10 protein-coding genes are annotated in these 16552 nt (G+C 65.4%); 2 read left to right on the forward strand and 8 right to left on the reverse strand.

Annotated features, from left to right (window positions below; translation table 11 throughout):
• Positions 1-171: 171 nt before the first annotated feature.
• On the forward strand, positions 172-2085 hold the full coding sequence (locus tag AC1RP5_RS18380) for a diguanylate cyclase domain-containing protein (RefSeq protein WP_493112887.1): 1914 nt from the start codon (positions 172-174) through the stop codon (positions 2083-2085).
• 22 nt (positions 2086-2107) lie between these two features.
• Positions 2108-3262 carry a GGDEF domain-containing protein gene (locus AC1RP5_RS18385; RefSeq protein WP_493112889.1) on the forward strand — a complete coding sequence of 385 codons (1155 nt, stop codon included), beginning with the start codon at positions 2108-2110 and terminating at the stop codon, positions 3260-3262.
• Between the two features lie 10 nt (positions 3263-3272).
• Here AC1RP5_RS18385 and AC1RP5_RS18390 read toward each other — a convergent pair whose 3' ends face one another.
• From AC1RP5_RS18390 to AC1RP5_RS18425, 8 genes are all read right to left on the reverse strand, one after another.
• A complete protein-coding gene (locus AC1RP5_RS18390) occupies positions 3273-4490 on the reverse strand; it encodes an EAL domain-containing response regulator (RefSeq protein ID WP_493112891.1) in 1218 nt (405 codons plus the stop codon).
• A 104-nt stretch (positions 4491-4594) separates the two neighbouring features.
• Positions 4595-5638: a family 8 glycosyl hydrolase gene (locus AC1RP5_RS18395; protein ID WP_493112893.1), complete on the reverse strand. Its 1044-nt coding sequence runs from the start codon at positions 5636-5638 to the stop codon at positions 4595-4597.
• A 2-nt stretch (positions 5639-5640) separates the two neighbouring features.
• Positions 5641-6129, reverse strand: a complete 489-nt coding sequence (gene bcsD / locus AC1RP5_RS18400; RefSeq protein WP_493112895.1) for a cellulose biosynthesis protein BcsD — start codon at positions 6127-6129, stop codon at positions 5641-5643.
• Positions 6130-6152: 23 nt separating this feature from the next.
• A complete protein-coding gene (locus AC1RP5_RS18405; RefSeq protein WP_493112897.1) occupies positions 6153-10079 on the reverse strand; it encodes a cellulose biosynthesis protein BcsC in 3927 nt (1308 codons plus the stop codon).
• 174 nt (positions 10080-10253) lie between these two features.
• Entirely contained in the window at positions 10254-13040 is a 2787-nt protein-coding gene (locus AC1RP5_RS18410) for a cellulose biosynthesis cyclic di-GMP-binding regulatory protein BcsB (protein ID WP_493112898.1), read from the reverse strand.
• Positions 13037-15199, reverse strand: a complete 2163-nt coding sequence (gene bcsA, locus AC1RP5_RS18415) for a UDP-forming cellulose synthase catalytic subunit (RefSeq protein ID WP_493112899.1) — start codon at positions 15197-15199, stop codon at positions 13037-13039. Before bcsA ends, AC1RP5_RS18410 begins: the two co-directional genes overlap by 4 nt.
• Positions 15196-15972 carry a cellulose synthase operon protein YhjQ/BcsQ gene (locus AC1RP5_RS18420; protein ID WP_493112900.1) on the reverse strand — a complete coding sequence of 259 codons (777 nt, stop codon included), beginning with the start codon at positions 15970-15972 and terminating at the stop codon, positions 15196-15198. Before AC1RP5_RS18420 ends, bcsA begins: the two co-directional genes overlap by 4 nt.
• The gene (locus AC1RP5_RS18425; protein ID WP_493112901.1) at positions 15972-16415 is read right to left on the reverse strand and encodes a hypothetical protein; all 444 of its coding nucleotides are present in this window, start codon (positions 16413-16415) and stop codon (positions 15972-15974) included. The genes AC1RP5_RS18420 and AC1RP5_RS18425 overlap by 1 nt, the downstream gene beginning before the upstream one ends.
• Positions 16416-16552: the final 137 nt, after the last annotated feature.

The following is a 16552-nucleotide window of genomic DNA, read 5'->3' on the forward strand; positions in this document are numbered from 1 at the left end:
AGCCTCGACTATTCGAGTTTGTTTGACGCCCGTGTTGGCCTATGCTTGTCGGGCTTTGGGTAACTCGACGCCTACCGCCGATCGGGAATTTTCGATGGACCTGCCCGCACTCCTCGGTGCGACACCATCCAGGCGCACCAATCGGGGTGTTCGTTCTTGCGGATACGCGGAATGACCTTGGGCCTGCGCGACGCCAGCCTCCGTCAACTTGCCTTTGTGGCGACCGGCTTCGTCGTCCTTATCTGCGTGGCCCTTCTTGCCCTGAGCGTGGCGCGCGAAGTCGAACTGCGGCACGACGCGCTGAAGAGCGCCGAAGTCGACGTCGCCAATATCGCGCAGTCGCTGGTCCAGCATGCCGAGGATTCCTTCGAACTGGCCGACAGCCTGCTGATCGGCCTCGTCCACCGGCTGGAGGCGGAGGGCACGGGGCCCGTCGCCCTCGCCCGGCTCCAGGGCGACATCAATTTCCGGCGGGGCTCGATGGGCCGTGTCCGCGGTCTCTTCGTCTATGACGAGACGGGCCGCTGGCTCGCGACGTCGGAGGCCGTCGACATTTCCGGCCTGAACAACAGCGACCGGGAATATTTCAAGCGGCATCGCGACTCGCCCGACAAGGGGCTACTGATCGGCAAGCCCGTGAAGAGCCGCTCCGGCGGACAATGGATCATCACCGTCTCGCGTCGCTTCAATCACACGGACGGTTCGTTCGCCGGCGTCGTGCTGGCCAGCATCGATGCGAGCTACTTCGCGCAATTCTACAAGCGCTTCGACCTCGGCCCGACCGGCGTCATCACGCTGCTGGAACGCGACGGCATTGTCATGGCGCGCAGCGTCGACAACGAAACCTCCGTCGGCCGCGATGTCTCCAATACGCCGCTCATCAGGGACCTGTATTCCCGACCGTCGCTCGGCCTCTACTACTTCAGGTCGCCGTTCGATGGGACGTGGCGCCTGAGCTTCTACAAGGTCAGCGACCGGTTCCCGATCCTGGTCCTTGCCACCGAGGCGAAGGACGAGGTCCTGGCGCCGTGGCGCCAGGAAGCGACGATCCGCATGGCGCTCGTGCTGGGCCTGATCGCGTTGATCGCGGGCACCGGCTTCTATCTGGTGCGCCAGTTGCTGGACCGGCAGCGCATGGCGGCGGTGCTGTCGGCCAAGGAGGCGGACTTCCGTCTGCTGGCCGAGGAATCGAGCGACATGGTGATGCGCATCAGCTTCGATGGGCACATCCTGTATGTCTCTCCATCGTGCCTCCGCATCCTGGGGTGGAGCGCCGAGCAACTGGGCGGAACCCTCGCGCTCGCGGGCGTCAATGCCGAGGATCTGCCCAACGTGGAAGAGACCGTCCGCGCCCTGCGGCACGGAGAAGTCGAGGAAACCAGAGTCATCTACCGGACACGCCATCGGCAGGGCGGCGAGATCTGGCTGGAGACAGCGTTGCGCGCGACCCGCGATCCGGGCACCGGCCGCATCAGCGGCGTCGTCGCGATTTCGCGCGACATGACCGAGCACAAGGATCTCGAAGAGAAGCTCGCGATCATGGCCCGGCAGGACGGGCTGACCGGCCTCTCCAACCGTCGCCACTTCGACGACAGGCTGCAGGCGGAGTGGCGGCGCGCCGAGCGCGAAGCAACCCCGCTCTCGCTGCTGATGGTCGACGTCGATCACTTCAAGAAGTTCAACGACCAGTACGGCCATCAGGCCGGCGATTCGTGCCTCAAGTCCATCGCCAAGGCGCTCGCCTCCGAGGCGCGGCGTCCCGCCGATCTCGCGGCCCGCTATGGCGGTGAGGAATTCGTCCTGCTTCTGCCGAATACGGACGAAGTGGGCTGCGCACTCGTTGCGGAACGCCTGCGCCAGGCGATCGAGGCCCTCGGCACACCACATGCCCTCAACCCGCCCACGAAGCGGGTGACGCTGAGCCTCGGCGGCGCGACGGGTTGGCCGAACGCCGAAAACCCGAACGGTCACGCATCGCTGGTCGCGGCGGCCGACAAGGCGCTCTATGCCGCCAAGCACGCCGGTCGCGACCGGTTCGTCATGTCGGGCCAGGTCGTTGCCTGGCGGGGCGCCGAGAGCGCCTAGACGAGGCTTTGCGCAGAAATCGATGTCGATCGACGTCCTCACGCTCTATCTGCTGAATTTCGTGATCGGCCTCGTGATGGCCGGGATCTACTTCTTTTCCTGGTTTCATCACCGCGACATCCTCGGCATCCGCGGCTGGGCCACCGCCCTTGCGCTGGGAGCACTTGGCTCCCTCGAACTCAGCCTTCGGACCAACAGCTCGCCGCTGCCACTGGTCATCATGGCCAATTCACTGGTCGTGGCGGGCTACGCCACCGTCTGGATGAGCGTGCGGCGCTTCAATACCGGCGAGCGCGCCCTCAACTACGCCATCGTCCCGACGATCCTGTTCGTCGTCCTGTTCACCATCGCCCTCGTGGCCGGCACCGACGTCAATGTCCGCGTCGCGATCTGCTCGTTTGCGATCGCGATCCTGTCGGCACTCGCGAGCTGGGAGGTCTTCCGGGCGAGAATCACCGAGCCCCTCAGCAGCCGGGTCCCGACAGCGCTTGCACTGTTGCTCATGGCGGCCGCCATGGTCGTGCGCCTCGTCTTCTCCCTTCTCGAAGATCCGCCGAAGGAGCCGACGACGCCCTTCTACGATCCGACCCAGGGCATAACGCTGCTCATCAATACGATCTGCGTCGTGGCGATGACGCTCGGCTTCCTGATGATGGCCAACGAGCGCCTGCGTCAGCACTACACGAAGCTCGCGAGCACCGATCAGCTGACCGGCCTGCCGAACCGCCGGTTCCTGCTCGAGGAAGGTGAAAAGGCGGTCGGCCCGGCCTGCGTGCTGATGATCGACCTCGACCACTTCTCCGAGGTCAACCGGACCTTCGGTCATGCCGGCGGCGACCAGGCGCTCATCGCCTTCGCCCGCCTTGCACGCCAGCAGCTCCGTCCCACGGACCTGATCGCTCGCTATGGCGGCGAAGAGTTCTGCGCACTGTTGCGCGACGTCGACGAGCCGCAGGCCTTGCAGATCGCCGAGCGGCTGCGGGCGGGCGTCGCCGACCTGTCGATCGACGTCGATGGCCGCCCCCTCCGCATCACGACGAGCATCGGATTGGCGCCACTTAACGGAGACTTGCAGACGGCGATGCGCAACGCTGACGTCGCGCTCTACCGGGCCAAGGCCATGGGACGCAACCAGGTCCGGAGTACGGAAGAGCTATCCGCCGCCGCCCCTTCCTAGCGTCTTTCGGTCAGTCGGCCCGCGGCGGGAAATAGCGGCCGGCCTTCGCCATCTTCGCGATCCAGCCCGTCACCTGATCGGCGGGCATGGGTCGGGCGATCAGGAACCCCTGGGCAAAGCCGCAGCCGAGCGCTTCCAGCGCGTCCCACTGTTCCTGTGTCTCGATACCCTCGCCGGTCAGGCCGACTTTCTCACGGGCCGCAAGAGAGGCCAGCATCGAAACGATGTCCCTGCCCTCCCGGTCGTCTGGCAACCTGGACACCAGGCCGCGATCCATCTTGAGATCGCTGAACGGGTAGTATTGCAGCCGGCCGAGATCGGAATAGCCGACGCCATAATCGTCCATCGATATTCCGACGCCCGCTTCGCGCAGCCGCTCCAGCAGACCGCGCGCGACCGTCGGATCGGGCGCCCTTTCCGTCTCTGTGATCTCGAGGATGAGCGTCCGCGGATCTGCTCCCTTCGCCTGGAGCAAAGCGAGGATGTCGTCCGCCGTCTGCAGGGACGTGAGAACGAGCGCCGACATGTTGACGGAAACCGAAAGGGAGAGCCCTTCGCTCTTCCACGCCACCTGCTGGTCGACCGCTCTCGCGAGCACATCCCAGGTGAGCGGGATGATGGCGCCGGACCGCTCGGCCAGGCCGATGAATCCTCCTGGCTGGATCAGCCCGTATTCCGGATGCCGCCAACGCACCAACGCTTCCGTCCGGCGCACGACGCGATCAGGCATGGAGACGATCGGTTGGTAGTGCACCTCGATCTCGTTGCTGGGGATCGCGTAGAGGTCGCGCGCCGCGAGCTCGGCAATGGGATCGTCCTTTTCGCGGGCCTCGAGCGCGGCCAGTTGCGTGGCCAGGGCGGAAAAGGAAAGAGGTTTCGCGAGAGTGCCAACGACATCGAGCCCGGCGAGAATGGCCTTCCGTCGAATGTCGTCGAGGTGCGCGGCTTCGATGGCGCCGACCAGCACGGTCCGCGGGCGCCAACCGGTGTTGAGCGTGGCAATGACCTGCAGGCATTGCGCATGCCCGAGCTCGACGTCGAGGAACAGCCAATCGAAATGACGTCCCTTCAGGAACTCCGGCAGTTCCTCGGCTGAGCGAATGGCACGGACGGAGAAATTGCGAGCGATCGCCCTTTCGGCCAACTCCGCCCTGAATTCATCATCGCCGCTGGCCACGAGGGAGCGGAATTTGCGCGACATCAAACGGGCCTGATCGGTGTTGGCCAAACAATATCCTCAAGGCCACGAGCCTCACCGTATCGAACCGGGTCGGTTATGTCATGGTCCATTACAGTACCGTGACCCCTCGAGACCTTGCCCCGAGCAGCCGGCTATGTGCGTTTTGCACTGGGTGCTTCTTGGCTCGCCAGATTCGAGAGCAGCTTCAGGCTGGCGGAATAGTAGTCGTCGTCGTCGGTGATCGCGGCAACCGGCGGCGCGCCCTTGGCCCCGTCGGCCACGAACTGCACGGAGGCGGCCACGGCCACATAGCCGCCGCTGGATGAAAAGGGCGCCACGGCGCCGTCGTCCAAATTGATCCAGGCCGGCGGACGTCCACCAAATCTCGGCGTCTTCCAGGCCGTCACGAACCGGCCAAGGCGCGAGGCCTGGTTGTGCCAGGCGAGGTAAAGCGGGATGCGTATGGCATCGAACCCGAAATAGGGCTTCCAGTCGTCGGCCACCCTGAAGGCCTGGTGGCCGAACAGCAACCAGTCCGGCGGCAGCCGGTAGTCGCCGAAGGCTGCATTGTCGAGGAGCCACAACCCATCGGCTTCGAGGCGGCGCCATTTGGTCCGATCACCCGCGCCCTCGGCAAAATCGTGGATCGCCGACCAGACGTAGTAGGAGAGATTGACCACGTACCGGCTGCCGCGGGCGAAGCCCTGCGCGCCGGGCAGCAGGATCAGCTTGCCCTGGAATTCGATCGCCAGGCGCTCGAGGATCGCCGACTGGATGCGCCGGGACGGTTGCAGCCAACGCGATTCGTTCCACTTCGCGGCGGCGCGCATGAGCGCCCAGGCGATCAGGATGTCGCCGTCGGCCGCGTTGTTCTTGTCGGGAACCGGATCGACCGTGTTGGGAGACCAGCGCCAGGAAAACAGGCCATCGCCCCGCTGCAGGGACTTCGACGTCCAATCCCAGATCTTCTCGAAGGTCGCCTTGTCGTCGTAGCTCTGGGCAAACAGCAGCCCCCAGCCCTGGCTCTCGGAGTGGCTGACATTGTTGTTGCCGCTGTCGATCACGCGGCGGTCGTCGACGATGAACCGGCGCTTGTAAGCCTGCCAGTTCGGATCCGTTTGAGCGGCGGCAGGACGACCGAGCGCAAGCGCCGTGAGACCGATGCCCGCTTTCAGCAGCCGTCGGCGCGAATCCATCGCTACAGGCCGGACCGTTCGTATCGAAAGACCAACGGTGGGTAGGATCCGCCGCCGCGTTCGACGAGACGCATCGAGAGGCCCGGCCGCGCCGCCTGCTGGGTCAGCCAGCCTTCCAGAAGCGCCTCGAGGATGGCGGCGAACGCGGTCTGCGCCTCGACGCCTTCGAAGCAGGGATAGCCAATGACGACGAACTCGAGCGCCTTCTCGGCCTCGTAGATATCGACCTGCCCCCAGTCGAGGATCTGCAGGCTCGCGTTCATCGCCGCCCTGAGGTCGACGAGCGAGTTGCAGGCCGGCACGGCCTGCTCCTTGGCGATGGCCGAGCCGACACCGGCCAGGACGCGCAATGCCTGCTCGTCGCCAGCGATCTGGGACAGCGACGATGCCAGCGCCTCCATGAAGATCCGCCACTGCGGCGGACAGGAGCGTTTGGCGGCGGCCGCGAGGGTCATCGCATCGAAGGAAGTGTTTGCGGGGCGGACAGCCATCAAAAGTCCGTTCTGAACCAGAGCTAGTTAAACGAGCTTCTCAGGAATAGCAGAATTGTGCCCTGATCGTACTGGTAGGCGTTGTCGAAATTCGCCTTGGCGCCGATCGAAGTCCGCTCGGTCGCTGCGTATTCGAAACCCAGCCGCAGGCCGAAGGCGATGCCCGTGTTGCTCTGCGACGGGAAAATCGGGGAAATCGAGGAAACGCCGCTCGACGCCAGAATGTTTGCCGCGTTCTGGAAATAGTAATTGTTTGGGAAGAACAGCGCCGAACTCTGCTGGATGCTCTGCACGCCCAAGGTCGCGCCGGCGTTGTACTTGAACTTGCCGGAGGTTTCCGTCCAGTCGACCGGGAAGGTCAGGCTGTAGAAGCTCTGCGGGCTGAAATAGCCACCCTGGCCGAAGGTGAAGTAGCTGAGATTCTGGTTGTAGCTCAGGTAGGTCGCCGAGATCCCGATCTTGAGTTCCTGGTCCTCCTCCTTGATCGGCCTGAAGTAGGCGCCCGAGGTGAACTCGTAGGACTGATTGGTCGGGACGTTCGTGCCCATGTAGTAGCCATAGGAGAACTTGGTGTAGATGCCGAGCGCCTGATCGTCGTAGCTGATGATCGCCTCGCCGCCGTAGCGCGTCACCGCACCCCAGGTCGTACCTGTGATGGGATCGGTCACACCGGCATACGACAGCACGGAATCGGTAACAGCCCGGCGCGACGCTTCGAGCTTCATGTTCATCGTATTGCCGAGCGGCTGGTTCCAGGCGATGCCACCGACGATGTTGGCGATCGGGAAGCCGAGCGGCGTGCTGCCGACGTCGAGGCTGAGCCGCCCCCAGTCGATGCCCATGCCGAAGGCGATACCCGTGGCCCGCGCATTGTTCGGCTGGATGGCGCCGGCCAACCCGACGATGCCGTTCGCGCCGTAGCGCGACAGGGTCGCAGGATCTCCGGCGATCGTACCGGCGTCGATCGTGACCGGCATGATCGTCGGCACGAGCGACGCATTGCCGATGGGGATGCGCGCCTTGATCGGCACGTTGAGTTCGTTGATGCGGCCGAGACCCGATTCGCCGGAGCGGCCACGGAAGCCCAGGCCACCATCCACGATGATCGCCGTCTGCTTCTTCAGCGACGTGAGTTCACGGTCGATCTCGCGGCTGAGCGGATCGGTGTCGCCCATCGAGCCCGAGGGCACGCCGGGCGTGCCCGGGATCGGCGGCGGCGTCATCGAATTCATTGTCGAGCTCGGCGCGCTCTCGCCGCCCGGCCGACGCAAGGGAACCAGCGGATTCTGCGCCACCTGGACAGGCGCCGGGATCGGCCCGGCCTGCGCCGTCAGCACGGCCGGCGTCGCCAGCGACGGCCGGTCGAGCGACAGCACCTCGTTCCGGCTCGGTGCGCCATCGGTGCTGGTGCCCGAAGCCTTCTTCGCGGCAACGCGCCGTTCGAATTCGGCCATCAGCGCGGCATCGTCGCTTCGGCCATCGGGTCGCAGCGCCGCCACTTCCGCAGGAGCGGCAGGAGCACTCTTCGTGGCAGGCACCTCTGCAGCAGCGACTGCGGCGCGCTGCACGGGAGCAGTCGAGGCCGGCACCGGCTCGGGCGTCGGCGCCAATTCGGTCTGGCGCAGGCCGCGGTTGAGCTGCTGCGCCGTATCGAGCGCGCGCTTGGCGCCCGTCGTGTCGCCGCGGGCGCGCAGCAGGCGCGCCTGGACCATGTAGAGACGCGGATTGTCCGGCTGCAGGCGCAACGCCTCGGCCATCCAGACGTCCGCCCGCTCGTAACGCTTGAGATCGACCGCGATGTTCACGGCCTGCTGCAGCGTATCCGCATCTGCCGGCGACGAGACCATGATGCCGTCGAGCACCTGGATCGCCTGATCCGAGAAACCGGAGGCCGTGTAGACCCGTGCCAGCGCCAGCCGCGCGCCGACACTGGGCGACGCGCCGGACACATAGGGCAGCAGCACGTCGTAGGCGGCCGTCAGGTTCTTCTGTTGGCGCAACCGGTCGGACTGCTGGATCGCCAGCGACTCCTGAAGGTTCGCCACATCGCGGCCGCCGGTGTTCTTGGAGATGCGCGCCAGCAGCGCGTTGGCCTCGGCGTCCTGACCCGCTTCCGTTGAGGCGTAGAACAACGTGCGCAGCGTATCGGCGCTCAGGTCGTTGCGGACCTGAAGACGACGGACGACGGCCATCGCCTGTGCCTTCTCGCCGACCTTGGCCAGCGCCAGCGCCGCATTGGCCTGCTGTGCGGGCGTCGCGTTCGCGGCGTTGGCACGCGCGGCCAGCGTGGCACGTGCGCCGGCATCGCCTGCCTTCGCCGCGGCGATGAGCTGGTCGGTATCGCCGGCATTGCGCAGATCGTTACGCAAAGTGTTCATCCGCGCCGAGCGCTGGTTGACCGGAATGCGATCGAGCAAGGCGACGGCTTCGCCGGTGCGCTGCTGTTCGGAATAGTAGACGGCGGCGGCGTAAATGCTCTCGGGCCGCCCGCTGGCGACCAGATCGTCGATCAGCGCCTGTGCTTCGGCAGCGCGGCCACGCTTCACCAGGAACTTCGCGAGGTCGTAGCGGATCCACGGGCTGGACGGGTCCATGCGCATGGCATCGCGGAAGAGCTGTTCGGCACGCTCGGGCTGCGAGCGTTCGAGGCCGACGGCCTGGGTGCGCAGGCGCTGCGCGGCTTCCTGGCTGCCGTCGGACTGGATGCGGTTGCGAACGGAGGGATCGAGATTGGCGAGCAGCGGATCGGTACGCGTGTCGCGACCCTGAGCGGTCATGACCTGATAGAGGCCGGCCTGCGCTTCCTTGTTGCCGGGATCGCGATTGAGCGCCTCGCGATAGTAGCCCTCGGCTTCGCGTGCCTTGCCCTGGCGGCGCAGCAGGTCGCCCATCAGGGCCTGCGCCATGCCGCGTTCCTTGGCGGTCCCGGTATTATCGGCGAGCGGCCGGACGATCTTCTCTGCCTGGGCAAAGTCGCCGCGATCGCGCATCGCGACGGCGTCGCGGTAGGACAGCCAGAAATTTGCCGACTCGAGCGCCTGCGCCCATTCGCCCGAACGGCTCGGCGCCATCTTGATGGCTTTCTCGAGCTGGTCCTTGGCATCCGCGAAGCGTTCCTGGCGCAGCCGCACGATGCCGATGCCGGCCACCGCATCGGCGTTGGTCGGATCGGACTGCAGCACGCCCTCGAAGCGTGCGGCCGCTTGGTCGGGCAGGTTCTGATCGAGAAGCCGGTAGCCCTCGTTGATGGCCGCGCCCAGCGGATCCTGTCGCACTGGCCGTTGCGAATCGGTGAGTCGGTCGCGCACCACCGTGTCGCCGGGGAAGCGCTTCAGGTAAGACTCGAAGAACGGCTTGTCCTGTGGCCCGACCGTCAGCCAGAGCATGGCCTGACGCATCGCTTCGAACGACGCCTGCCCGACGGCGGGGTCGCTCGCCAGTTCGGCCAACAAAACAATGCCTTCGCGCCGTGTCTGCTCGTTGTAGGTGAGCACGCGGGCGTAGGCGAACTTGGTGCGTGACGTCGCGTAACTGCGTTCTGCCAACGCCTTGAGGCGGATCCGCGCCTCCTCCCAGCCGGTGCCCGTTCCCGCCAGCGTTTCGTAGTATTCGACGGCGAGATCGAAGGGCGGCGGCCCACCACGGAAGGCGCGCTGGTACATCGCGATGGCGCGATCGTAGGCGCCGGCCGCAGCAAGCCGGCGGGCTTCCGCCAGCGCCACTTCGTCGGTCTGTCCGACCGCCATCGCACGCTCGAGTTCGGCCGCCCGCGCATCGTTGGGATCGATCTGGCGCAGGCGCTGGATGGTCGCGCGCACCTGGTCGAAGCGTTGGCTCTGCAATTCGATCGAGCCGAGCTGGAACAGGGCCTCGGTATTGTCGGGCTGGCTCTCCAAGATCTTTCGCAGCGACTGCGCGGCGAGGTCGGGGCGGTTGCGCTCCCGCCACATCGTCGCCTGTTCGAACAAAAGCCCGTAGACGGATGACGAGGAGGAATCAGCGGACGGCTGAGGTGCCGCCCATGCTTGGCCCGGAACAGACAAGGCAACGACGGCGCTGGCGAGAACGCTCCTGATGGCCCCGCTTCGCTCCGAACGCTTTGTCTTACCCATGACTCCTCAAAATCAAACGGCTTCCGTTCGTCTGTCCGGCAATCCCCGAACAAGAAGCCGGTTCGCCCTGTTCGCCGAGAATCGTTCAATCGTAACCGCGAATATCAATATAACACAAATCACGCAAATGAATGCAGCAAGTTCAAAAGACCCGGCAAGCCATTGAATTCGCCACCAAATTGGCAACCCACCGACGAACTTCCTCACACCGGACGTGTAGAACTCGCCCTTACCACCTGTAACATAATAAAAATCGCCCTGCACGTTGGCGACCTGCTCTGGATCGCCCAGCTGATTGCTCATCTCCACCAGGGACGCCGGCTGGGTGCTGCCGACCATGACGACCAGCCGGTCTTCGTTCAGCGGCGACCAGAAACTGGAAAGGTAGGCAAAGGGCTTCCCGAGATTGGCCTTGGCCAGTTCCGGGGCGGCACCTCGATAATAAGGTGCCCGCGGATCGACCGGCTGGAACTGTCGCTGCAGGAAGCTGAGCCCGGGCGTGGCGGTGACGCTCGTGCTGGTGATTTGTACGGAGTTGTTGCTCGCCCACTGCTTGAGCAAAGGCTGGGTCGAGTCGAGGCCGATGACGATGAGATCCCGGTCCGCGACCTGGTCGACATGGGCGGCGTCAACGACCTTGTAGCGGTTCGGCGTGATACCCGTGGAGTCGGCCATCATGCCGAGCATGTTGAGAAGCGCCTGGACCTCTTCCGGCGACGAGGTTTCCGGCATCACGAATGCGGTGGTCGCGAGATCGGCGTAACGGGTGAACGGGAAGCCCGCGTTGGCGAACAGCGCCAGGTTCGGGAAAGCCGCGAAGTGGGCCACGCGGCTGAGATCGATCGTCGAATTGGGATCGATGCCCGTGCGATCGCTCCAGTCGAGCATCTCGCAATCGGCGTCGGGCTTGGCGCGCAGCTCGAACATGAAGTCGAGATGGTTCTGGCTCACGAGCTGGAAGCCCGGCAGCAGCACCTGGCTCACGCGATCGTCGGCCTTGCCCGGAAACAGCCATTCCTTCAGGCGCGACAGCACCTTCAGCTTGGGCTCCAGCGGGATCTCGCCGACGATGCGCTGGTTGAGGTCGACGAAGACGCGCGAATTGCCGGCATCGACCCAACTGTCGTCGGCGCGACGGATATGCAGGTACATCGTGCCGCCCGACAGGGCGCCGAAGAACAGATCCGGCGCCGTGCGGAAGGACACCTGAGCGGAATCGATCAGCCGGCGGCCGTTCAGCGCCCCGCCGTCAGGGAGTTCGCCGAGTCGCACCGGCCGATTGCTGGGAATCCACTTGGGCGCGTCATAGGGCTGTCGCGGCGGCGGCAAGGCTTCGTTGGCGACCGACCAGCCGCCATTCAGGCGCGGCCCCGCCGTCGCCACGGTCCCCGCGGCCGCCTGCAATTCCTCGGCGCTCTCGCCGATGATCAGCAGCAGTTTGCTGTCGACCTGCGAGGGGTTGGCGACGATCGCCACGCGCGGGCCCTGCCCGGGAATGGCGGCGACACCCGTGGGATAGTGGTCGCCCTTGACCAAGACCACGGCGTTGCCGGCGGGCAGGCCCGTGTACTGCACGGGAAACGACGCACCCTTGGCTCCGGCGATCAGGCCGAAATAGCCGGCGACCATGCCGGCCGCCTGTATCACGCCGGGTTCCGGATTGGTCGGCAGGACGAACGGCAGGCTGAGCGGCAGCGGGTCCTTCGGATCGGCAAAGGGACGCGGCAGGAAGGACAGATCGTCGGCGAGCGGTAGCCGTGTCGTGCTGAGGAAGATGAACGTGGCGGGCTCGATGTTCACCCAGACGTTCTTGTCGCGCTCGAGCTTGCAGGCATTGGCGCCCTGGCCCTTGAGGGCGAAACGGAACTGCAGGCGGTTGTCGGTAGAGAGCAGCGCCGGCGTGAAGGTGAAGTCGGCGCGCGCCTTGGGCCCCCTCGACTTGCCAAGGAGAACCGAGCCGATCGGCTCGTTGTTGAGAAACACCAGGAGCTCGCCTTCATCGCGGGCGACGGCTTGGGAATAACTGAAGACGAGGCTGATGCGTGCCGCGACGAAGGCATCGTCCTGGCGGGTCGTGAAGGCGACGCCGGCCTCGGACGCAGCCCCTTCGAGATGAAGCGCGCGGCCGCGAATGTCACGCAGGCGGATGACCTGGTTGCGGGCATCCGTCGTGCCGGTGAACATCGGATACCCAGTCACCGGCAGCGGTGACGGGACCGGCGACACGTCGGGCCGGCCCGGTCCGGGCGGCGGAACAGGTGTCGCCGTCACGGCGGGAGCCGCGGGCGGAACAGTCGACGGCGGCGACGTCACCACCGGTGCGGCAGGCGCCACGGGCGCCGGCGCAACCGCGACCGGCGACGGGGTCTGAATTGGAGCGGGAGCCGGGGCGGCCGGCGGAAGCGCTTGCGGAGAGGACGGCCGCTGTGCTCCGGCGGGCACCGGACTGCCGGTGGACGGAATCGTCGGCGGCACGATCGGCGTTGCCACGTTTGCCGGCGGCATCGGCGTGGTGGTCGGCAAGGGCCCCTGCAGCCGCTGACCCTGTGAATCGGGCGGCGGAATGACCGCGACACCCGACGGGATGGACGGAAAGGTCGTGGGCAGCTCGAACTTCGGCGTGAGCTGGGTGGGCTGCGTCAGCTGGACCGGCTGGACCTGCGGCTTGCCCGGCTGCGCGAAGATCATCGGCAGCGGCTCAGACCCCGGCAGCGTGTCGAAGGTCTGTTGCGCGGCGGCAGGGGCAATGATCGCGAGAACAAGCACCGTCGCGGTACGACGGACCGTTGCAAACCTCACGTCGGCCTCGGCGGCGCCGGCAACGGCTGCTGCACGGGCTTGGGTCGGCGCAGATTGCGACGGGCCATGCCGGCCAGGCCGCGAATGGCGCCGGACAGATCGACCAGGGACTTGCCGACAGTGTCCGGCGGCCGGTCGTCCCAGTTGAGCCAGGCATCGGCGCGCCCGAACACGGCGCTGACGATCGTGCGCTCGTCGTCGAGCGATTCCGGCATGAACTCGAGACGGACTTCACGACCGTTGACGGCGACGACACGTGCAGGAACCGCTGAAGTGCCTTCTATCTGCTCGAAGTTGATGACGACTTCCTCGTTCACGCCGAGGTCGGCCGCGATGTCGTCCATGCGCAGCAGGCCGCCACCCAGGGAGAGATCCTCGGTACGTCCCATCAACGAGCGCCGACCATCGAAGTAGAGTGCGATGGGCTGCCTGATCCGCACGCGCGGCTGGGCGCGGACCTGGCGTCTCTCGCGGCCGACCGCGAGGGCGGCGAACACGGTGAAGGCGCTGTAGAAGCACCAGAACAGGTTCATCCAGAGAACGGGAGCATCGCCCGGGAACAGCTCGGTGAAGAGAAGCCGGTAGAAGCCGATGCCGATGGCGCCCAGCAGCACCACCGCGAGGATCATCAGCGGGCGCATGATCGGCGTGTCGTAGAGTTCCTTCTCTAGCACGCCGCCCTTGCTGGTGACGTTGAAGCTGCCGGCCTTGGGGTTGATCAGCGCGAGAAGCGTCGGCCCCATGATGTGGAACAGCAGCACGTTGTCGTAGATCTCGCCCCAGAACGAATAGCGGTAGCGCCCGTCGAGGCGCGACTGCGTACAGAGCGTGTGGAACATGTGCGGCCCGGCATAGGCCATGACCATGAGCGCGCTTGCGACGATGATGTTCTGCGACGTCAGCAGATAGGCCACCGGCGCCGTGAGGAAGACGAACCGTGGCACCGGGAACAGGAAGTACATCATCGCATTCAGGTAACAAATGCGCTGTCCGAAGCTCAGGCCCCGCCCCAGCAGCGGATTGTCGGTGCGGAAGATCTGGATCATGCCGCGCGCCCAGCGCATGCGCTGGCCGATATGAATCGAAAGGCGCTCGGTCGCCAGACCGGAGGCCAGCGGCCAGCGGAGATAGGCGGTGTTCCAGCCCTTGCGATGCATGCGCAGCGAGGTGTGCGCGTCCTCGGTCACCGTCTCGACGGCGATACCGTTGACTTCGTCGAGCGCCTCGCGGCTCAGCACCGCGCACGAGCCGCAGAAGAAGGTCGCGTTCCAGAAGTCGTTGCCCGGCTGGATCAGGCCATAGAAGAGCTGGCCCTCGTTGGGCACGCGGCCGAAGGTGCCGAGATTGCGCTCGAACGGATCGGGCGAATAGAAATGATGCGGCGTCTGCAGCATGCCGAGCTTGGGATCGCGCAGGAACCAGCCGACGGTCATCTGCAGGAATGCCCGCGTGGGAATATGGTCGCAATCGAAGATCGCGATCAGCTTGCCCTTGGTGATCGTCAGCGCGTGATTGATGTTGCCGGCCTTGGCGTGCTCGTTGGTCGGCCGGATCAGGTAGCCGCAGCCCGCCGCCTCGGCGAAGCGCTTGAACTCCGGCCGCCGTCCGTCATCGAGAATGTAGACGTTGAACTTGTCAGCCGGATAATCCATGGCCATCGCCGCCAGCACGGTCGGCTTCACCACGTCGATGCTTTCGTTGTACGTCGGGATATAGACGTCAACGGTCGGCCATTCCTTGACCTCGGCCGGCAACGGCGCCGGCTGCCGCTCGAGCGGCCACAGCACCTGGAAATAGCCGATCATCAGCACGACCCAGGCATAGACCTCGGCGGCATAGAGGCCGTAGCCGAACATCATGTCGAACGGATCGACGAAGCCCAGCGTCTGGGTCGTCCGCCACCACAGATAGCGGGTCGACACGATGGCCGACAGCGAGACGATGATCAGGGTCGCCGTGCGACTCTGGAAGCGGTTAACGATCAGGAAGATGACTGCCGTGAAGACGGCGAAGATGGCCTGCGTCTGAAGATCGAAGGGCGTGATGATGACGAAGGCGGCCGGCGCCAGGGCGATGAACGAGACAAAGAGATAGAAAAGCCTCGTGGCGATCGAGACTCGCCGTGTTCCGACTGGCAGCGCGTCGCTGAGCAGGCTCATGGCGGCCCCGTGTCCCCACCGGAAAGGATCAATCCCTGCACCGCCGCAGCGAGGCCACGCACGTCGGCCGCGGCTTTGCTCACCGGCGCCCGGTCGACCAGGAGCTGCTGGTGCGCCACCGAATCACCGAAGCTGTCGTCATAGTTCACGATGCCGATCATCGACTGACCGAGCCGGCGCCGCAGCAAGGTGATCACGTCGCGCGTCAGCTTGCGGCGCATGTCCACGAGATTGAAGACATAGCGCACCTGGCGCTGCCTTCCCTCAGGCGGACGCCCGAGGAAACTCTGCGATTCCACCTGCGACAGCAGCGACACGGAGGTGGCGTCGGCCTGCAGGACGACGATGTCGAGGGTCGAGATCGAACGGGTCTGGTCGAGAAAGACCGACGGTCCCGGCGGCGTATCGATGACGATGACGAAGCCGCGCTCGATGAACGGCGCCAGCGTGTTCGCGAGCCAGTTCTCGTTGCGCGCCAGGTGATCGGTCACGGCATGAAGCTGGCTTCCGTTGACCTGCCCGAACGGCAGGACGAGGAGATTGCTGCCGGCCGTCAGGACACCGTCGCGGATGGAGCGGCCATAGATCAGACACGGTGCCCAGCCACGATCGTCCGCGAGCTGGATGCCGGCATGCAGGCGCATCGAATTCTGGACGTCGAGATCCACGACGAGCACCCGCAGACCAGAACGTGCCAGCACGCCCGCCACGTTGATGCTGAGAGACGTCTTGCCTACACCGCCCTTCGGCGAACAAAAGCAGACAACCGACATCAGCCTGCCAGTCGTTCAAAAAGCCCGTTGAGATTGTCGCTCGACGGCGATTTCGCCGCCTGGTCGACAGGCTGGGTGATGATGCGGCGAATATCGCCAAGCGATCTCTGAGGCCCGGCGGATGCCGGGGCCGGCGCCCGAATGCCCACGCTGGCATGCGGCCGGGCGGGTTCGTCCCGCCAGCCGCCGCGATCGGCGGGCTTAGCGGCGCCGATACCGGGCGCGCGATCGAAAACATCCGCCAGCAGGTCGTTGCTCTGCCCCGAACTGAGACCCAACGGCATCTCCTCCTGAACAGGACTGGGAGGGGCCTTGCCGAAGATTGCATCTATGAGGGGTGCGGACATCTGATCCGACGCGCTTTCGAATTCCCGATAGGGCGTACCGGTGCGGCCCGTTGCATCCAGGAGATGGGCGACGTCATCGTTATTCTTGATGGTCATATTCGTACTCCACCCGCTGATTCTGATACACCATCGGTCGCGGCTCGTCACCTCTGCAAGCACCATATACGCGATCAAAATATGGGTGTTAGCGCTTCTTTCTCATGCGCAGTCACCATAGCCGGCCCATAACCCTT

The organism is Reyranella sp. GW821-FHT12G01 (assembly GCF_058806575.1).